The sequence below is a fragment of the Burkholderia sp. Bp8998 genome (assembly GCF_003854235.1).
GTDB lineage: Bacteria > Pseudomonadota > Gammaproteobacteria > Burkholderiales > Burkholderiaceae > Burkholderia.
Genome location: NZ_QTQF01000042.1, coordinates 22,940 through 41,398, shown reverse-complemented (window position 1 = coordinate 41,398; position 18,459 = coordinate 22,940). Strand labels below are relative to the sequence as shown.

Genomic DNA, 18,459 nt, shown 5'->3' with positions numbered 1-18,459 from the left:
TGCGTCCTTCGCTCGCCGCCCACCGCGGCGACCCATTTCCCGGAGAGTCATCATGCGAACCAGCGCCCGTAATCAATTCGCCGGTCAGATCGACGCCGTCAAGCCCGGTGCCGTCAACGACGAAGTCACGCTGCGTACCCAGGACGGCCTCGATATCGTCGCCGTGATCACACATGGCAGCGTCGCGTCGCTGGGCATCGCGGCCGGCTCGAAGGCGTTCGCGCTCGTCAAGGCATCGTCGGTGATCGTAATGGTGGACGTCGACAGCAGCAAGGTGTCGGCCCGCAACTGCGTCGCGGGCACCGTGTCGTCGATCGCGAAGGGCGCGGTCAATTCGGAAGTCGTGGTCAAGGCCGCGGGCGGCGCGGAAATCGTCGCGATCGTCACCAACGACAGCGTCGATCGTCTCGGCCTCGCGAGCGGCAAGGCCGCGTCCGCGATCTTCAAGGCGTCGAGCGTGATCGTCGGGGTCGAGTGATCGCCTGTTCGTCTGAGCGAGTGCAATGACAGCCCGTCGTTCGCCGCGCCGGCAAGCGGCGCGCAATGCCCGGCCTGCGTGCAGGCGCACACGACGACGTCCGCGCTCGGGCCCGCGCATGAACGCATCTTGCAATCGCTGCTGTCCGGGGCGATCGACACCGAAGCGGCGCGGCGGACACGAAACGACGGCCCCATAAACGGTTACCTTGCGATGCGCATCGCACGCAGCGCGCGTCGTTCACCTGTACCGCACGATCAGTGTCGATGGTGGTGGTGGATGTCCGGGAAATGCGCGTGACTGTGCGTGATCGGCAGATGCACGTGCGAATGCGTGTGCGGCTCATCGCCGTCGTACGGAAAGTCGTGCGCGTGCTGATGATGTTCGTCGTGCCGATGCCGGTGCGTATGCTCGAGCCGCTCATGCGCGTGCTCGTGTTCGTGCCGTTCGCGCACGTGCAGCCAGATGCCGAGCGCCATCAGCGCGGCCGCGATCCAGAACGTGACGGACGGCAGCGCCGGCCAGATCAGCAACGACAGCACGACGCCGAACAGCGGTGCCACCGAAAAATACGCGCCCGTGCGCGCGCTGCCGAGATGGCGCAGCGCGACGACGAACAACACGAGACTGATCCCGTAGCCGCCGAGGCCGGTCAGCATCGCGGCGGCCGCAGCCGGAACGGCCGGCAGCGCCGCGCCGGTTGCGAGCGCGATGCCGATGTTCACGGGCCCGGCGACCAGGCCTTTCACGCACGCAATGACCATCGCGTCGTTCGCGGCGACCTTGCGGGTCAAATTGTTGTCGATCGCCCAGCACAGGCATGCGCCGGCGATCAGCAGCGCGCCGACCGGCACGCCCGCGCGCCCCGGTACCCACGACAGCAGCGTGCCGCCGGCGACGATCGCGACCATGCCGAGAAACACCTGGAGATCCACGTTCTCGCGAAACACGACCCAGGCGATGACCGCCGTCAGCACGCCTTCGAGATTGAGCAGCAGCGCGCTCGTCGCGGCCGGCGTGCTCGACAGCCCGAGCATCAGCAGCGCCGGACCCGCGACGCCGCCGGCCGCGATCGCGCCGGCGAGCCACGGCAGGTCCGCGCGTTGCAGCGGCGCGGCGTCCTGGGCCGGCGCGCGGCGGCGCAGCCCGCGCAGCAGGATCCCGACGCCCAGGCCGATCCCGCTGCCGAGATAGAACAGGCCGGCGACCATGAACGGCGACATCGCGCCGATCAGTGCCTTGGCGAGCGGCGTCGCGGCGCCGAACAACGCGGCGGCGGTGAGCGCGACGAGAATCGCGGAATGTCTCGGGTTCATGATGCGGTCTTTGCGTTTGGCGTTTGGCGTTTGGCGTATGGAATCGGCAGGTTTTGTGTGATGCGGTGACGCGTACGGCTTGCCGGTGCCTTTCGATTTCGGGGAACGTCGGACGAGTTGCGCAGGCTTTCAGGTACCTGTCGCGTCATGCGCTGTCGGCAATGCATGTCGGCCCGGCGATTCGTGCCGGGGAGATTATCGCGTTTGTGTTACGGGTCGCCAACTGACAAGCGGGCGGATGCGGCGACGCGTCCGGACATCACACGTCGGTCCCTCGAATACGGCCGCACTTCGCGCCTGACAACAACTCACGTGACACATATTCGCGTGGGTGCGAATCCGGTCTTTATCTACAATCCCATTACATCAGGATAACGAATTATTAAGACCGGATACAAATGAATGTACGTCGGCCACTCACCCGATGGCGCACGCGTCGACCATCTGCCCGCGAACATCGATGCGAAGTCGCGCGCGACGCTCGCCTACGAAGCGTGCTCCGGGTCGGACGGCACCGTGAATTCATGATGCACGCCGCCTCTCCTCGATACCCGGTCGCCCTGCTCGCTCGGCATGAGCGATACGTTGCGCAAACCGCGTCCGCCGACGCGCTGTCGTCGTCGGTTCGATTGGCAGTTCGATGCTGATGGGGTGAGACTGACTGGCTGTGCCGCCAGCGGAGGCAGTCCCGATCTGCCCCGGGCGGGGACAGGTCGGTCTGTCGTGTATGCGCTGCCTGCGCGGTGCAGACAGGCCGTCACCGCGCGGTCGCGCGGCGACGCATCGCGTGTTACTCGCTCGCGGCCGCTTGCTGCTCGACCTGCGGTGCTGCGTCGGCCGGTGCTTCCGCGGTCGCCGGCTGCGGCGCGTCGGCCTGCGCTTCCACCTTGGGCTGCTGCGGTGCGCCCTTCGCTGCTTGCGCGCCGCCCTTGTTGCCCGGACGGCGCGACTTCAGCCGGCGCGCACGCGCCGCGTCGTCGTGCGTCACGCGCCCGGCTTCGTTACCTTGCAGATCGACCCGCACCGCGTCTTCGACGAGACACGACCAATAACGATTGCCACGGCACCACGTGGACATCGCCTCGCGCAGTTCGGCTTCGCTCAGGCCGACGGCTTGCGCCTCGCGGGCGAGGTCGTCCCAGATACCGACCTTCAGCGGCACCTTCGGGGCCGGATTCTTCGGGAACGCGAGCGGGAACCGGCGCTGCAGTTTGCCGATCGCGACGATGACCGGATCGACCGGCGTCGACGGCTTCGCCGAAGCGGGCTTCGCGCCGGACGACGCTTTGGCCCCGGCACCCGATTTGGCCCCGCGAGCGGGCCGGTCGCCGGACTTCGACTTAGGCTTCGCGCCTGCGTCCGGTTGCGTAGCCGGTCGCTTCGCGTTGCGCTCCTGCTTCGCCTTTGCTGCGAGTTGCGCTCGCAATTCGGCAAGTTGTTCAAAACCCATAAATTCAATCCACCAGGAATATAAGGTGTGGTTCGTGCGGCCATTCCGCACATCGGCGTTCGCCGCATCGCCTGCGGCGCGTCTGCCACCGATGCGGATCATTGCGGGGCCGCATCGCCACCATCACTGTTTCAGGCACCCGGCCACGATGCCGGACAAAGGCAGGAGTGGAAGTATACCGGTACGCGCGGCAGTCGGTTGACTCACCGGTTCGGATTTGACGGATCCGGAGCGCAGTCAAGGCGTCCGCGCGGTCGTGTTGCGCATTATGGCGACGTTTTCGACAGGTATCGACACTCGCGTTACGTAGTGTCGCTTTCCGCACCCTCACACTTCAGTGCGCGGGGTCACGCAACGTATCGGCTATTCCACACTGCGAAATGACGAGCGATGGTACGGACAGCAAGGACATGGATGCCGGCCGACTCACGCTGTCCGCAAGTCGAGGCTTGCGCATTCGATCCGCGCGACGTGGTGGAGTGTGCATCGATCGCCGCCGGCATTCTATTCGTTGCGTCCGCATCGATCGTAGATCGGACGACGGCATCGAAAAATGCGTGGTAGCGCCGGATCGACGCGGCACGGCAGGCGTCGCACTCCGGTCGTCGCGCGCGACTGCGGCTCCGCTTCGGCCCGCTTGATCGTCGCTAATCAGAACACGCCGAGCGCTAGCCCCGCGGCGAGACCCGCACCGATCTCCGCGCAGCGCGCGAGATCCTCGCTGTCGATCGTCTTCGGCGCGAGGATACGCTCCGGCGTCTGCGCATGGGTGCAGACGATCAGGCCCGGCGCCACATTCTTGAGCCGCCATCCGGTCGCGATCCGGTCGATCTGGCGCAGCGCGTTCTGTCCGTCGCTGCCGGCGCAGATCATCGCCGCATACGGGCGGCCGTTCACGCGATCGAGCGCCGCGTAGTAGCAACGATCGAAGAAATCCTTCATCAGCCCGGACATCGCGGCGAGATTTTCCGGCGTCGCGAACAGGTAGGCGTCGGCGGCGAGCACGTCGTCCGCGTTCGTCGCATCCGCGCGCTGCAACCTGACGTCGACGCCGGGTTGCTCGCGTGCGGCACCCGCGGCCGCCTCGGCCATCTGCTGCGTGCCTCCGGTCATCGTGTGATAGACGATCAACAGCGTCTTCATCGGTGTTCGCTCGCATTCGGTTTCAAATACGCCCGCCGCACGTATCGGTACGGCTCAAACGGACTACGTCGACGCGTGTGCCCGAGCCCGCGTTCCCCGGTTGTCGAAGGCGCTGTCTTCGAGGTGGCGGATGAGGCCTGCATTGAGTATATCGATGCGTCTGTTCCGCTTCGCACGGCGCGCGGGTCAGTCCTGCCCGGTACCTGACGCACCGGCGTGGTCCGCACGCGCGTAGTACGCAAGAAACATGTCGGCAGCCGTTTCCGCGACCTTCTGCTGTTCCGGCACACCGAGCGGCGGCTGGCCCATCGTCACCTGCGGCCAGAACGCGAACGCTTTCACGATCCCGTGCAGCTGATGCGCGGCGAATACGGGATCGGTCACCGTCAGCCGGCCAGCCGCCGCGGCCGCGCGAATCCAGACCGTCACGTCTTCTTCGCGCTCGCCCATGCGTTCGACCATGTCGCGCGCGCGCTCCGGCGAGTGGATGGCCGCACCGATGGCGACGCGTGCGAGGGCGAGAAACGCTTCGTCGCTCAGCAACCGCAATTTGCGGCCCAGCAGCGCGATGAGCTGATCGCGCAACGGCACGTCGGCGCAGTAGGCCGGCGCGCCGGTGGTGAGCGTCGCGTCCCACAACTGATTCAGAATCGCCGCGAACAACGCTTCCTTGCCCGGGAAGTGGTTATAGACGGTGCGCTTCGACACGTCAGCGCGTGCGGCGATGCGATCCATGCTGGTCGCGTCATAACCGGCCGCGAGAAATTCCTCGATCGCCGCGGCGAGTATTGCCGCACGCTTTCGGTCGGTCAGGCGCTGAGGAGAAGTACTCGTATCCATATAAAAATTTTACACTGTCGAGTTTACTTTTCCCAGGGATAAACTACACTCTCCGGTGTACTTTCATTTCCGGACGAATCGATATGGCTTCGCCTCTCGTTTTTCTTCATCGCGTACTGGGTTTCGCCGCCGCCAGGCGGGGCCGCACGCTGTCCGGCGAGTCGCCGCAGCACAATGGCGAACGCTTCAGCAATGTCGCACCGCGGCCGGTCGAAGGCTTCGGCAAAACGCTCGGCATCGCATGGAACATGCTGGTCAACAAGCCGCGCAACACGGTCCCGACGGGCGCATTGCCCATCGATTCACTGCCCCGCGAACAACTCGACGCGGCTCCCGACCGCAGCCTGTATCGGCTAGGGCATTCGACGCTGCTGCTGAAACTGCGCGGCGAGTTCTGGTTGACCGATCCTGTATTCGCCGAACGTGCATCGCCGTTCCGGCGCGTCGGCCCCAAACGTTTCCATGCGCCGCCGATTGCGCTCGAAGACCTCCCGCCGTTGCGCGGCGTGATCCTGTCGCACGATCATTACGATCACCTCGACCGCGACACGGTGCTCGCACTTGCGGCTACCACCGGCGTGTTCGTCACGACGTTGGGTGTCGGCGACCGCCTGATCGAATGGGGTATCGATTCGCGGAAGGTACGCCAGCTCGACTGGTGGCAGAGCATCGACGTCGACGGCCTGACGCTCACCGCGACACCGGCGCAGCACTTCTCCGGCCGCAGCCTGTTTGACGGCAACAGCACGCTGTGGGCGTCGTGGGTCATCGTCGACGACGATCTGCGCGTGTTCTTCAGCGGCGACACCGGCTACTTTGACGGTTTCCGGACAATCGGCGAACGTCTTGGGCCCTTCGACGTGACGCTGATCGAGACCGGCGCATACGACCCGCAATGGCCTTACGTACACATGCAGCCGGAAGAAACCGTGCAGGCGCACATCGACCTGCGCGGTCGCACGCTCATGCCGATTCACAATGGCACGTTCGATCTCGCGATGCACCGTTGGCAAGAACCGTTCGAGCGCGTCACCGCGTTGGCAATGGTGCGTGGCGTCGAGCTATCAACGCCCAGGATGGGCGAGCGACTCGATCTGAATGAGCCGCATCGCGGCGAACGGTGGTGGCGATCGGTCGATGAGCCTGCAAAGGCTCCCGCAATGAAGACGCGCCGGTGGCAGCCGTGCGCATCGCAGGCGACCAAGTAGGTTCGCTGGCCGCGGCGGTTTCTGGGCGGAAACGTCGCGGCGATGAATTTTCGTCGTAATACGGGGCGTAACAGCGGGCTCGTTGGCGGCTGGTCGGCGACGATGATCGACCAGCCCCGCGAGTAGATCTCCGGCGTTGGCCGAGATATACGCGACCGGTCCAATGATGGCGAGACGCTTCCCCTTCTTGATGCAGATTCTGCAGATTCCCGATTCATCCACGCAGCGATAGACACTCGCCAAGCCCCTTGTAGACGGTGATCCGAGGTCGCCTACGGAATCAGCTTTCGCTCAACGCCGCCATGGCGTGCCCTGCAAATTCAATATCGAGCAGGCACCCGCTTCAGTTTCTCCCGACACCTACGGGTTCGCAATCCGGCACGGCCGGCGCACCGCGTTGTCACGTGACAACTGGCGACGAAGAGGGAGCCGCATCTATTGAATCCCCCGGTGCGATGTCTCACGTCGTTGGCAAGTCGATCGAAATGCACTGCGATTTAGAATCACATCGTATCAATTACTACGAAACACGTTTCTAGCGATACGATTTTGCATCAATCTCGGATGCTTGAGTCTAATAGTGCACGGGAGATTCATGCGCCCCCATTTTGCCTGCCGATCGCACTCATTTCGCGTGAAACAACATGAAGAAAGTGGCGCAACTCATTGCTGGACAAGGGTTTACGAAGCCCCCCCTTTTTTGTAGAAATGTTTCACGACCCTGCTGATTCACGTCATCTCGCTTCGCCGACATAAACGAATTCGCCACCAAAAGCCGTCGTGTAATAAGGATACGTGACACCGTGCCGGTGCCCGCCACGATCGAATCACGCGTGACACAACAAAGCTTCAACTATCTGCCTTCCTCTTCCCCTACCCCACCGTCGGTGCAACGGTGGATGGGTGAATGCTGATCCGCTGGATTATTGGGGCCACATCATATCCGCCAAGATACTCGAGTGGTGGTATGCCAGCGAAGGTTGAGCCTGCGACTCTCAAGGAATGCTCAGAGAAAGCGCCAGCAGCACACCACTGCACCGCACCCAGCATGGCTTGCTCGCACATTGACACTTGTACAACGTGTCCTTTTGCATTGCCAATGAAAACGCCGCATCGTATCAACCCGGTCATTCCCGCATGAAGCGTCAGCGGTTGTCACGTGACAACCGCGCAACCCAAATGGCTTTCCCATCAGTGACCTGGCTCAATCGACCACGAACGCTTCGTATATTGCACCGACTTCTTCACGCCAGCGATTTCTATGCGGCTGCGTTGAGGCAAGCGATATCCGTCCAGAGTCACCATTTGAGGCGGGTTGTCACGTAACAACCCACATCCGTCGCAGTCGCAGTCGCAGTCGCAGTCGCAGTCGCAGTCGCAGTCGCAGTCGCAGTCGCAGTCGCAGTCGCAGTCGCAGCACCAGCACCAGCACCAGCACCAGCACCAGCACCAGCACCAGCACCAGCACCAGCCGTTATAGCTGAGTGCAAACTGCAGCAAAAGGAAAGAGGAAAAAAATCCGGAGGGTCACCATCGCACGCCGATTCTGTAAACTCCTCTCCACGTGCATTCGCGGGCCCTTGTCAGCCGTATCGACTTGTCACGTGACAACTGCAGAGTCCGGCACCATTCCGGATCTCAAGTCGACGGCAGAACTGCACCAGCGCTTCCAGAACAATAACGAAATTACCCCCTGGATCCGCACTGCGATTTCTTGTTGCCTCCGGCGCTGAAGTCCCCAGCACCGCATTTGCAACTTCCATCTCGAGTGAAGTGTCACCAGTTTCTATTTTTAATTGGATTTAAAATCACGAATCATTAGCCAGCCATTTGGCCTGCTTGTCACGTGACAACAACATCAATCAGAAAATTTCTCTGGCCATCTAATACTTTTCTGGACTTTTCAACAACAACTGCATATATTACGCAAAACTCCTTGGAGGAATTTAATGGCTTTCAAGATCGCCGTCAGTAATCAAAAAGGTGGTACTGGAAAGACGACCATCTCCGTCAATATCGCGGCGGCCTTCGAGGCCGGCGGCAACAAGGTCGCCTTGATCGATGCCGACCCTCAAGGCACGTCGGTCAGATGGGTCACGAGCGGGGAAAATACGCTCCCGATGACGGTTCTGTCATTGGCCCCCGCCGGTCGTGGTATCGGCGGCGAGATCAAGAAGCAGGATGCAAATTTCGATGTGATCGTCGTCGACTGCCCGGGTAACCTGGAAGACCCGCGCATCGCGTCCGTGCTCGAAGTCGCCGACTTCTGCCTCGTGCCGCTGTCCCCTTCGCCGGCCGACCTGTACAGCACCGTCGCGATGATTCGCATGATCGAGTCGATGCGCGCGGTTCGGAACCCGAATTTGTCTTCCGCGCTGATGCTGAATAGCGTCAATGGAAAAACTAAAATGCGTGAAGAAATTTTAAAAATTCTAAGAGCTGAAGAAATAGGGGAGCATCTGCTCGACAGCCAGATCGCGCAGCGCGAGGTCTACCGGCAGACGTTCGCCCTCGGCACCACGATCCATCATCACAATCGATATCTGAAAGGGCTGAAGGAAGCCCGCGCGGAAATCGAGAGGCTGGTCACCGAAATGGCCCAATACATCGCGTCGACGCGCGCTACTGGAGCCGCTCATGGCTAAGGACACATCGAAAGAGAAGAAGCCGACCGGCAACCTCCATCTCGCGGCCGGCCTGCTGCGCGGGCTCGCGCAGGAAAACGCGGCGCTGGAAACGCGCCTGCCCGAGCCGACGCCCGCGTCGAATCCCGCCGTCGAAGCCGCCGCCCCCGTCGCCCCGACCTCGGCCACGCCCGCCGACGCGATCGACCTCGGCGCGCCGCAGAAGGTCGCGGTCAAGGACTGCATCCCGAACCCGTTCAACCCGCGCGTGTTCTATTCGGAGTCGAGCCTGCACGAGCTCGCACTGACGCTGAAGCGGGAAGGGCAGATCGAGCCGATCAAGGTCACGCGTCTCCCGGAATTTCCCGGCAAGCTCGTCGTGATCGACGGGCAACGCCGCCTGCGCGCGACGAGCATCAACGGCGACGAAACGATCAATGCGACGTTCCGGACGGACCACACGCCCGAGCAGCTCTATACGATCGCGTATCGCGCCAACCACGACCACGAGCGCCAGACGATCTTCGACGATGCGGTCGCATGGAAGCGCCTTCTCGATGAAAAAGTCTTCCCCGACCAGAACACGCTTGCAGAGAAGATCGGCAAGGACAAGGCGTCAATCAGCAAGACGCTGTCGCTGAACGCACTGCCCAACACACTGCTCGAACGGATGGCCAGCGCGAACGATGTGGTCGGCCTGCAGGCGGCGTACTTCCTGAAGCTGATATTCGAACGCCTGGGCGAACCGGCTGCCGACCGTCTGCTCACGGCGGTGATCGACCGGAAGAAGTCGGTGCGCGACCTCGAGAATTTCCTGCGCGCGCAGAGCGACGGCAACAAGAAGACGGGGCGCACGCGCTACAGCGTGCGTCACGATTTCGCGCTCGAATCACGCGCGATCGGTCAGCTGAAGACCTATCCGGACGGGCGTCTGGATCTGCAACTGAAGGGTGTCGATGCATCCCAACAGGAAGCACTCGCCGACCGGCTCAAGACCGTGATCGACGCATACGTCGCCGAGTTGGCGGCAGACACGCAAAAGTAGGCGAGCAAGACAAAGGCCCCGCACCTGCATGGCACGTCGCAGCCGGATGAAGTCCGGCGCACGGCGCATGCCAGGCTGCGAGGCCTTGATCAGTTGGTCGCGAGGCTGCTTTTCAGCAGGAATTCCAGCAAATCGTCCGAGGTCGGTTCGCCCCAGGTATCGAGCGCCAGCCACCGGAAGAAACTGGTTTGCGCCAGCTTGCTCGCCTTCTTCTTCGGCGACAGCGTGAGATCCTTCGAACCGGTCACCGTCTCGTTGTAGCGCTCGATCAGCTTGGTCTGGTCGTCGATCTCCAGCTCACGGAAATACGCACCGGCTTCGTCGACCTTCGCAGCCAGGTATTTGTCGCGAATCTGTTCCTGCTTGCTCTGCGCGGATTCCTTTGCCGGCGCGGCCGTTTCGGTCCCCTGCCCATCGGACAGCGTATAGCCGTGCGTCAGCGCCTTGCGGAAATACGCGGCGACGTTGTCGACCGGCGCTGCGTTTTTCTTCGTAGTCCGATTGAGCGTATAGGCGATTGCCGCCTTGATGCGCTGCACCCCGTACTGCGTGATCAACCGGCGCGCTTCCGAACGCGGGATGCCGAACTTGGCGACCTCGTCGACGAGGGCTTCGTTCTTGACGTCGCCTTCCTCGACCATATCCGCGCTCTGCTTGCGCGTCACCTTGAACTGGACGGCCTCCACGCTGCGACCTGACTTGTGTTCGATCAGCTCGAGCATATGGTCGGAAACTTCGTTCACCTCCTGAATGCACGGCACCAGGACCTTGCTCTTGAAGAGCTTGTACTCCTTGTACGACTGCGATGCCTTGTCCTGGCCGAGGATGAGATCGCGAAATTTTGGCAGCGGAATCTTCGCCGTGATGCCGATCCCCTCGTAGCGCACCGTGTTTTCCCACAGCGCAAGCGAGTGCGAGCGCCGAAATTCGCGCGCGATCCGCATATCGATGAGCGCATAGATCTCCGGATTGAGCAGCTCGCTGCGAATCTGGTCGGAGAAACTGTACTTCAGTACCGATTGCTCGAGCTCGGCGCCGGCGAGCAGGCCCGACGCCTTCCACACCGTCGAGCGGTCCGCGGCGAGGTAGTCCCAGTTGACGACGGTACTGATCAGCGAGTTGACCGTGTCCTTCACGTACTTCGTGTTGTTGCTGTTCAACCCGCTTTCGTGCGAGAGCGCGGCGATCGAGATCGAGAAGCTCGTCCGGCCGGGCTCGAACGCTTCCTGACGAAGGGCGTTCTTGATCAGCGAGCTGAACATCTTGCGCTGCTGCAGACCGATCTTTCCGGACTTCGGAGCGATATGAATTGCCTGGACCGCCTTGCGCAGCAGATCGGGAGGCTCGGGCGTCTGAAATAGCGAAACCTGCTTGTCGGAGCCTTTGATTGCGGGCTTGCGCGGCATCGTGATGTCCGGAGAAGGTGACCGTGTTGATGGCGGACTTTATACCTTTTCGAGCCGCCAAGCAACGCCTCTTTCTCTAGTATCACTTTCACTATCTCCGCTAACCATCCGTCACAAAAGGAAAAATTCCAGTTTTTCGATTTGTGCAGAGCCCCATATCCATATACCTTTCAGCCAAAAACAGCTCCCAAAACCTGCTACCTGTGCGGTCTGTCGCCAGGATCCGGCACGGGACTTGCCTGACTGAAGGTACCCATTCATGGGAAAGAATCGACCGGAACGGGATTGGCGAACCCGATTCGTGGTGCCTCGCAACACGATCGGCATTCCCCCCATAACACGCTACCTTTGACGTGTCCCATGAACGGGTACCTGTCGGAATCCACCGGGCTGGCGTTTTGTCTTCACGCGTGCCCGTGAGGCGAGAATGCTCCCCATGGATGGCTACCTTCAAATTTCCCCACAGAAGGCAACCTATCCGCCGGGCCGATCCTGTTTATGGGACCCTGCAATCGAAGGGACGATCAAAACGAGATCGCGCGGTCACTGGAGGCCCCATAAACGACTACCTGAAATCCGCCCCATAACAGGCAACCCCACATGAAATGCTGTGCCCGGCGCCGCTGGCAGATCAGCAAGAGGGCACCATAAATGGCTACCAATGGATTCCCCCATAGATGGCTACCTGAAGCGTTTTTGGGCCGAATTCCCATAACAGGCTACGCGTGCCCCATATCCACAACCCTCATTTCCCACAGCGCGGTACCCGATTCCCCAAATCCACAGACCTGAAACCCCATACCCTTCCGCCTGTGCTCCCATAAATGGGTACCGAACCCCTGTCAAACCCTTACCAGGCAAGGCTGTGAGCCGTCTAAAGGTAGTTAAAGAAGTAAACGTTGTTTACCAAAGATGTAAACACACGTGTGCCTGTGCAGAAAAACAACCCCCATAAACCGCTACCAAAACGAGCTTGGGCGCTCGACAAGCACAGCAATCTGGGGCCTCAGGCCTGTGGAACCCCAATAATTGCCTTGATTCTGCAAGCCTTCCAGGCCTGACAAGGCTTCCCAACGAGGTGAGTACCTACTAACAACGGTCCAAACGTAGAAACTTATGGGAGCGAATCCGCGTTTTCAGGACATAGGTTCCCACCTATGGGACCGGAAAATGCCCGCTGCGGCACGTTTCCCATCCGGGATTACCCGCAGACGACGATCAGTGCGCCTGACACGGAAATGTCGCGGGTTTCCCTCACAGCAGTAAGAAATCGTCGGAATCCATCCGCAAGCGGTTTTTTTTGGCGTCTGTGCTGGCGCTTCCGTTGATAAGTTTTCGGCTATCGTGCCGCCTTATCCCGCACTTTCCAGTCAGCGACCTGTGAACGGACCCACTCCCTGGACGCTGGCTCCGTTCATTCAGCGTTGCAGTTTTCTACCTTTGGGCAGTACCGGAATCGGTGCGGTATCGCGATCCCGGCATTGCCCCGAACGTGAGGCGGGCGCCGTTGACAAAGCTCACCGTCACCGGATCGGCTTCGAATCCCGAATATTCTCACCGTCGGAAGTCGATAGTTCCTGTAAAAGCTCACCGACAAGGTGCCCCTCGGACGGATAAACCATCGGCGCGACGCGTCCGCACAGGATACGGGCACCCGATGGAAAAGCTGTGAGATGTTCGCAGCGCCGGACATGCGGGCGTCCTCGTCGCACAGGCTCGAGGCTTGTTCGTGACGTCGGTACGATGACGTGCGCCGGCGCATTCGCACATGCAACCGTTCGTGTGATGCCCGAGCGCAATCGTGAACGAATGCCGATTGAAGCGTTCACCTTGTGAGGCAGTTGCCGTCTCTGCCCGCGAACGTCGTCTCCCACAAGTGGTGACGAATCGTGCCGAACAGGTAACCATGCATGCGGCGATCGGTTACCCGTTGGTTCGCACGGTATCCGGTCGACGTGTAGTCGAACGGGGCGGACTCGGCGCGGAACGGATCGTGGTCGTTTATGGGAGGAACTGTCGTTCGCGCGGCAGCGAATCGCAACATGGCGCACAGGTCCGCGATTCCGGCGCATGTTCCGCTCACGAGGCGACGATCGCGTTGCGCGAGCAGCAGATTCCACAGGTGAAACACTCGGCGTCGGACGAGTGCGCGAAGCGCCGAAACGGATCTCATCTTCATCGGCAAGCTGCATCGTATCGACGGAACAATCCGCGTCGTCATACGGTTGCCCCGGTCGTGCACGTCGCGTGATTTCCGGGCGCGATGCATTGCCGTGGTCCCGGCGAAACGTGGCTCGGACGGGCGCGCGGGACACGTGACGGTATGACGTATCCCATACGTGTATCCCGGGAATGTGCACACGATGGCGCCACATTTTTTACAACGCGGTTATGATGCAAAGGCCCTGATCGCAACATGAAGACCGATCAGGGGCAGGGGCGGTATCTCGATGTGCTTTCAATCCTTGACTAATCAGAAAAGAGAGTTCAGCGATGCGAATCCAGATCAAAAAACTGACGCTGGCTGCCACGGCAGCAGCGTTCCTCTTCGGCTCGGCCGCTCCGGTGTTCGCGCAAACCGACGCCAGCGCACCGGCTGCACAGGATGCGAAGGCCGCGAAGGCTGAAGCGCGCAAGGCCGCACGAGCAAAGCGCAAAGCCGAACACAAGGCAGCGCGCGCGAAGAACAACGCGGAACTGAAGAAACTTGAAGATGCCGGCTACAAGCCGGCGGCCAACGATCCGAACTATCCGCAGAACCTGCAGAACGCGGAAAAGAAGGCAGCCGGCGCCGCTGGCGCAAGCCAATAAACGTCCGCCGCGCGACAAGCCCCGGCCCGAGCCGGGGCTTGTCATTTGTGCCGCGGAAATGTGATGCGCGCCCGGGGCACCATGCAGGTATCGCATCCGTATTAATTGATTCGATATCCTTTGTTTCTGGATGGGTAATTCGACATGCGTCGAACCTTCCTGCTCGCCATGAACGAGTCGGGCATTCGGCATATCCTATTTCATAGGAATCCTTCAGGATACGAAAATCGTCGGATGAATCACGAGACGACAGGCGTTCATGCACGCGCCATACGGGCCGGCGCAACGGTGCGCTCGAATCCGCCCAACTGACCGACCGCAGCCGACTCAGTCAGCGCCGCGCGTCCGCTGCCGCCGCGCTCCCCGTCGCTTTCAGCCAGTCCTTGAATGCCCGCACGGCTTCGTCTTCCGCGCGCGCGGCCGCCACATAAGTGAAGTAGCGCCACGGCGGCAGTGCCGGTTCGCTGAACGGCTGCACCAGCCGGCCTTCGGCAATGTCGTCCGCGACGAGCGCGATCGGCCCCATCGCGACGCCGAGGCCGTCGAGCGCGCCTTGCAGCGTCAGATAGAAATGCTCGAGCGTGAGCGAATGCCGCGGCACCAGATTCGCGTGCCCGGCCGCCGCGAGCCACTCGGGCCACATGCCGGGATACGTCGCCGCATGCAGCAGCGTGAAGCCGGCGAGATCGGCGGGGGTACGCAGCGGCCTGCCCTCGAGCAGTTTCGGCGCACATACAGGCAGCCGGACTTCGGACAGGAATTCCTCGGCGACATATCCGTCGATTGCCTGCGGACCGCCGCGGACGATCAGATCGACCTTGTCGCGCAACTTCTCGATCGGCTCGTTCGACGTCGACAGCCGCACCTCGATGGCCGGATGCGCAACCTGGAACGACGACAGCTTCGGCACGAGCCAGCGCAGCGAAAACGTCGCGGGCGCGCTGACGCGCAGCACGCGCTGCTGCCCCTGGGCGAAATGCTGCGCGGTGGCGAGCGCGATCCGGTCGAACGATGCGCCGACCTCGGCGAGGTACGCGCGACCGGCATCGGTCAGTTCGACCCGCCGGTTATGCCGTTCGAACAGCGGCCGGCCAAGCCATGCCTCCAGTTGCTGGACATGCCGGCTGATCGCGCCATGCGTCACGCACAGCTCGTCGGCGGCGAGCGTGAAACTGCCGAGCCGGGCCGCGGCTTCGAACGCACGTAGCGAATTCAACGGAGGGAGTCGTCGGGCCATTCGTCGTTTCGCGTGAATTTTACTCACACGAATGCTCAGATTTAATCGTTTGATCGGGTCATCCTGCTCCGTCAATATGGCACACAAACGGCCGATACGGCCTGAATATGTGTCTGGATTTCTCACACGGAGTATGGAGCATGCCGAACGTGGTGGTGGTGGGCGCCCAATGGGGTGACGAAGGCAAGGGGCGCGTCGTGGACTGGCTGGCGGCGCAGGCCGATCTTGTCGCCCGTTACAACGGCGGCCACAACGCGGGCCATACGCTGGTCGTCGGTGGCAAGACGTACAAGCTCGCGCTGCTGCCGAGCGGCATTGTGCGCGGCAAGCGCGGCGTGATCGGCAACGGCGTGGCGCTCGATCCGGAAGCGCTGCTGGCCGAGATCGGGCGGATGGCCGGGCTCGGGCTGTCGGTGACGCCGGACAATCTGTCGATCGCGGAGAACGCCACGCTGGTCCTGCCGATTCACCGTGCGATCGACCAGGCGCAGGAGCGTTTGCGTCGCGAACCCATCGGCACCACGCTGCGCGGGATCGGGCCGGCCTACGAGGACAAGGTCGGGCGCCGCGGGCTGCGGGTCGCCGATCTGGCGGAGCCGGGCCGGCTTGCCGACAAGCTCGACGTGCTGGTCGATCACCACAATGCATGGTTCCGCGGCCTGGGGCTCGAGCCGTGTTCGCGCGACGCGATGCTGGCAACACTGGTCGACATCGCGCCGAAGATCCTGCCGTTCATGCGTTCCGTGTGGGCCGACCTCAACGAGGCGAACGACCGCGGCGAACGCATCCTGTTCGAGGGTTCGCAGGCTGTGATGCTCGACATCGACTGGGGCACGTATCCGTTCGTGACGTCGTCGGGCACCGTCGCATCGGCCGCGGCGGCCGGCACGGGCCTCGGCGCATCGAAACTCGGTCACGTGCTGGGCGTGACCAAGGCGTACGCGACGCGCGTCGGCGGCGGCCCGTTCCTCACCGAACTGACCGACGCCACCGGCGAAACGCTGCGCGCACGCGGACAGGAATTCGGCGTCAACACGGGCCGGCCGCGCCGCTGCGGATGGCTCGATGCCGCGCAGTTGCGGCAGGCCGTCCGGATCTCGGGCATCGACTCGCTCGCGCTCACCAAGCTCGACGTGCTCGACGGCTTTGCGTCGATCGAGCTGTGCGTCGGCTACGAACTCGACGGCGCACGCGTCGACCATCTGCCCGCGAGCCTCGATGCGCAGGCGCGCGCAACGCCCGTCTACGAAACGTTCGCAGGGTGGGACGGCACCGTGAAGGGCGTGCGCGAGCGCGCGGCGCTGCCGCGTGCCGCACAGGATTTCATCGCGCGCGTCGAGGCGGTTGCGGGCGTGCCCGTGTCGATGATCACGACCGGCGCCGAGCGCGACGACACGATCGTGCTGAGCAACCCCTTCGACCGGGCTTGAGCGCGACGCGGCGCGTGCAATGCGCGCCCGGCAGGCCGCCGCCATGCGGTCTGCACCGATCCGGTGCCGGTCGTTCTTCGGCATGGGTTGTCACGTAAGCGATGGTCCGCCGCCGCGGCGCACGGCAAACTGGACATGCCTGCACCGCTGCGGTACTGTTCCGCACAATTCGCGCCAGACCGGATCGCGCCGGAGCAGGCGCCGCTGCACGGCGATTTCAATCCCGGGGACATGTCGATGGACACGTTACAGATGATGCGCATTTTCGTCCGGGTGGCGGAGGAGGGCAGCTTCACGAGCGCGGCCCAGCGCCTGGATATCACCACCGCCTACGCATCGCGTTCGGTCGCGCAACTCGAAACGCACCTGCGCACGCGTCTGCTCAACCGGAGCACGCGCCGCATCGCATTGACCGATGCCGGGCAGCGCTATCTCGACCGGTGCCAGCGCATCCTCGGCTATATCGACGAAGCGGAAGCCGAAGCGGCGGACGCGCAGGCGAAGCCGTCGGGGAGGCTGCATGTCCATGCGACGACGAGTTTCGGCCAGGCCTACGTGGTTCCGGCAGTCATGCGTTATCGGGAGCGCTACCCGTCGGTGGCGGTCGAACTCACGCTGTCGCAGCACGTGCCCGACATCATCGACGAAGGCTACGACGTATCGCTGCAACTGAGCGCGACGGAACTGCCCGATTCGGGGCTGGTGTCGCAGCGGCTCGGCGATGTGCACAGCGTGCTGTGCGCGTCGCCCGCCTATCTGAAGGAGCACGGCACGCCGCGCAACGTGCGCGATCTCGAAGCACATGCATGCCTGCAGATCGTCACGCCGATCTTTCCGCGCGATCGCTGGCATCTCGACGGCCCCGACGGTCGCGAGACGTTCGAACTGCCGCTGCCGGATTTCCAGGTCAACATCGCCGACGCGCTCGGCGCTGCGTTGCGCGCCGGTCTTGGAATCGGCTCGTTGCCGATGTCGACCGCGGTGCCGGCACTGGCGGGCGGTGCGCTGGTTCGCGTGCTGCCCGAGTACCGGCTGCAGAAGCTGACGGTCTATACGCTGTACGCGTCGCGCCAGTATCTCGACGCGAAGATCCGTACATTCGTCGATTTCCTGCGCGAATGCGTGCCTGAAATGCTTTCCGCCGACGAGGCGGCGCTGCGCGGTTCCTGCGAGTCCTGAGCGAAGGCGGGCAATGTGTGCCGGGTCGGATGACGCGGCGCACGTGACGTCGTCCTTGAGTCGACGGTCGGTCGTGCCAGATGATTCGCATACCGAACTTGATGATGCGGACGCTGCGGCACGACGTCTCCGGCCGGTTGCATCGCTCGATGCACGCGTCGATGAAAATGCGGTGTCGAACCCGTGACGCGCGTGACGATCGCGTCACGCATTCATCGCCGCAAATGACAACGCCACGGACGGAGGTCCGTGGCGTTTCGCCTTACGTGCGTCGCTGCACGGCGGCCGCGAG

The 18,459-nt window shown here is 62.5% G+C and carries 16 protein-coding genes; 9 read left to right on the top strand and 7 right to left on the bottom strand.

The window, feature by feature from the left end; all coding sequences use genetic code 11:
- Window positions 1–52 precede the first annotated feature (52 nt).
- Entirely contained in the window at window positions 53–478 is a 426-nt protein-coding gene (locus DIE06_RS30965; protein WP_124664685.1) for a molybdopterin-binding protein, read from the top strand.
- A gap of 257 nt (window positions 479–735) precedes the next feature.
- On the opposite strand, the gene DIE06_RS30960 is transcribed toward DIE06_RS30965, so the two are convergent.
- Complete coding sequence (locus tag DIE06_RS30960) at window positions 736–1,794, bottom strand: DMT family transporter (RefSeq protein ID WP_124664684.1); 1,059 nt, start codon at window positions 1,792–1,794, stop codon at window positions 736–738.
- 402 nt (window positions 1,795–2,196) lie between these two features.
- Between DIE06_RS30960 and DIE06_RS39205 the strand changes: the two genes are divergently transcribed.
- Window positions 2,197–2,322 carry a hypothetical protein gene (locus tag DIE06_RS39205; protein WP_260433825.1) on the top strand — a complete coding sequence of 42 codons (126 nt, stop codon included), beginning with the start codon at window positions 2,197–2,199 and terminating at the stop codon, window positions 2,320–2,322.
- A gap of 262 nt (window positions 2,323–2,584) precedes the next feature.
- On the opposite strand, the gene DIE06_RS30955 is transcribed toward DIE06_RS39205, so the two are convergent.
- The 3 genes from DIE06_RS30955 to DIE06_RS30945 form a co-directional block, all read right to left on the bottom strand.
- Window positions 2,585–3,244, bottom strand: a complete 660-nt coding sequence (locus tag DIE06_RS30955) for a ProQ/FinO family protein (protein WP_124664683.1) — start codon at window positions 3,242–3,244, stop codon at window positions 2,585–2,587.
- Between the two features lie 651 nt (window positions 3,245–3,895).
- Window positions 3,896–4,387 (bottom strand): flavodoxin family protein, encoded by a 492-nt coding sequence (locus tag DIE06_RS30950; protein WP_124614831.1) that lies wholly within the window; start codon window positions 4,385–4,387, stop codon window positions 3,896–3,898.
- Window positions 4,388–4,573: 186 nt separating this feature from the next.
- The gene (locus tag DIE06_RS30945) at window positions 4,574–5,227 is read right to left on the bottom strand and encodes a TetR/AcrR family transcriptional regulator (protein ID WP_124664682.1); all 654 of its coding nucleotides are present in this window, start codon (window positions 5,225–5,227) and stop codon (window positions 4,574–4,576) included.
- 83 nt (window positions 5,228–5,310) lie between these two features.
- On the opposite strand from DIE06_RS30945, the gene DIE06_RS30940 reads away from it, so the two are divergent.
- The 4 genes from DIE06_RS30940 to DIE06_RS30925 all read left to right on the top strand — a co-directional run bounded on the left by DIE06_RS30940 (window position 5,311) and on the right by DIE06_RS30925 (window position 10,104).
- Window positions 5,311–6,435: an MBL fold metallo-hydrolase gene (locus tag DIE06_RS30940; RefSeq protein WP_124664708.1), complete on the top strand. Its 1,125-nt coding sequence runs from the start codon at window positions 5,311–5,313 to the stop codon at window positions 6,433–6,435.
- Between the two features lie 1,315 nt (window positions 6,436–7,750).
- On the top strand, window positions 7,751–7,915 hold the full coding sequence (locus DIE06_RS38520) for a hypothetical protein (protein WP_185733511.1): 165 nt from the start codon (window positions 7,751–7,753) through the stop codon (window positions 7,913–7,915).
- A 469-nt stretch (window positions 7,916–8,384) separates the two neighbouring features.
- Entirely contained in the window at window positions 8,385–9,080 is a 696-nt protein-coding gene (locus DIE06_RS30930) for a ParA family protein (protein WP_006759638.1), read from the top strand.
- Window positions 9,073–10,104 carry a ParB/RepB/Spo0J family partition protein gene (locus DIE06_RS30925; RefSeq protein WP_124664681.1) on the top strand — a complete coding sequence of 344 codons (1,032 nt, stop codon included), beginning with the start codon at window positions 9,073–9,075 and terminating at the stop codon, window positions 10,102–10,104. Before DIE06_RS30930 ends, DIE06_RS30925 begins: the two co-directional genes overlap by 8 nt.
- Window positions 10,105–10,193: 89 nt before the next feature.
- On the opposite strand, the gene DIE06_RS30920 is transcribed toward DIE06_RS30925, so the two are convergent.
- Window positions 10,194–11,510, bottom strand: coding sequence for a replication initiation protein (locus DIE06_RS30920; protein WP_124664680.1), 1,317 nt, complete (start codon window positions 11,508–11,510; stop codon window positions 10,194–10,196).
- 1,825 nt (window positions 11,511–13,335) lie between these two features.
- Entirely contained in the window at window positions 13,336–13,689 is a 354-nt protein-coding gene (locus tag DIE06_RS30915) for a hypothetical protein (protein ID WP_124664679.1), read from the bottom strand.
- Window positions 13,690–14,003: 314 nt separating this feature from the next.
- On the opposite strand from DIE06_RS30915, the gene DIE06_RS30910 reads away from it, so the two are divergent.
- Entirely contained in the window at window positions 14,004–14,321 is a 318-nt protein-coding gene (locus DIE06_RS30910) for a DUF4148 domain-containing protein (protein WP_124614825.1), read from the top strand.
- A 331-nt stretch (window positions 14,322–14,652) separates the two neighbouring features.
- Here the strand turns inward: DIE06_RS30910 and gcvA are convergent, their stop codons facing one another.
- Complete coding sequence (gene gcvA, locus DIE06_RS30905; protein WP_124664678.1) at window positions 14,653–15,558, bottom strand: transcriptional regulator GcvA; 906 nt, start codon at window positions 15,556–15,558, stop codon at window positions 14,653–14,655.
- Between the two features lie 140 nt (window positions 15,559–15,698).
- Between gcvA and DIE06_RS30900 the strand changes: the two genes are divergently transcribed.
- Both DIE06_RS30900 and DIE06_RS30895 read left to right on the top strand, forming a co-directional pair.
- A complete protein-coding gene (locus tag DIE06_RS30900; protein ID WP_124664677.1) occupies window positions 15,699–16,988 on the top strand; it encodes an adenylosuccinate synthase in 1,290 nt (429 codons plus the stop codon).
- A gap of 237 nt (window positions 16,989–17,225) precedes the next feature.
- Entirely contained in the window at window positions 17,226–18,167 is a 942-nt protein-coding gene (locus DIE06_RS30895) for a LysR family transcriptional regulator (RefSeq protein WP_124664676.1), read from the top strand.
- Window positions 18,168–18,459: the final 292 nt, after the last annotated feature.

What these genes read in the sequence shown, in the direction of transcription:
- gcvA (WP_124664678.1), bottom strand. Translation starts at nt 15,558, where the DNA reads ATGGCCCGACGACTCCCTCCGTTGAATTCGCTACGTGCGTTCGAAGCC.
- DIE06_RS30900 (WP_124664677.1), top strand. Translation starts at nt 15,699, where the DNA reads ATGCCGAACGTGGTGGTGGTGGGCGCCCAATGGGGTGACGAAGGCAAG.
- DIE06_RS30945 (WP_124664682.1), bottom strand. Translation starts at nt 5,227, where the DNA reads ATGGATACGAGTACTTCTCCTCAGCGCCTGACCGACCGAAAGCGTGCG.
- DIE06_RS30960 (WP_124664684.1), bottom strand. Translation starts at nt 1,794, where the DNA reads ATGAACCCGAGACATTCCGCGATTCTCGTCGCGCTCACCGCCGCCGCG.
- DIE06_RS30965 (WP_124664685.1), top strand. Translation starts at nt 53, where the DNA reads ATGCGAACCAGCGCCCGTAATCAATTCGCCGGTCAGATCGACGCCGTC.
- DIE06_RS30920 (WP_124664680.1), bottom strand. Translation starts at nt 11,510, where the DNA reads ATGCCGCGCAAGCCCGCAATCAAAGGCTCCGACAAGCAGGTTTCGCTA.
- DIE06_RS30895 (WP_124664676.1), top strand. Translation starts at nt 17,226, where the DNA reads ATGGACACGTTACAGATGATGCGCATTTTCGTCCGGGTGGCGGAGGAG.
- DIE06_RS30955 (WP_124664683.1), bottom strand. Translation starts at nt 3,244, where the DNA reads ATGGGTTTTGAACAACTTGCCGAATTGCGAGCGCAACTCGCAGCAAAG.
- DIE06_RS39205 (WP_260433825.1), top strand. Translation starts at nt 2,197, where the DNA reads ATGTACGTCGGCCACTCACCCGATGGCGCACGCGTCGACCATCTGCCC.
- DIE06_RS30950 (WP_124614831.1), bottom strand. Translation starts at nt 4,387, where the DNA reads ATGAAGACGCTGTTGATCGTCTATCACACGATGACCGGAGGCACGCAG.
- DIE06_RS30910 (WP_124614825.1), top strand. Translation starts at nt 14,004, where the DNA reads ATGCGAATCCAGATCAAAAAACTGACGCTGGCTGCCACGGCAGCAGCG.
- DIE06_RS30915 (WP_124664679.1), bottom strand. Translation starts at nt 13,689, where the DNA reads ATGAAGATGAGATCCGTTTCGGCGCTTCGCGCACTCGTCCGACGCCGA.
- DIE06_RS30930 (WP_006759638.1), top strand. Translation starts at nt 8,385, where the DNA reads ATGGCTTTCAAGATCGCCGTCAGTAATCAAAAAGGTGGTACTGGAAAG.
- DIE06_RS30925 (WP_124664681.1), top strand. Translation starts at nt 9,073, where the DNA reads ATGGCTAAGGACACATCGAAAGAGAAGAAGCCGACCGGCAACCTCCAT.
- DIE06_RS30940 (WP_124664708.1), top strand. Translation starts at nt 5,311, where the DNA reads ATGGCTTCGCCTCTCGTTTTTCTTCATCGCGTACTGGGTTTCGCCGCC.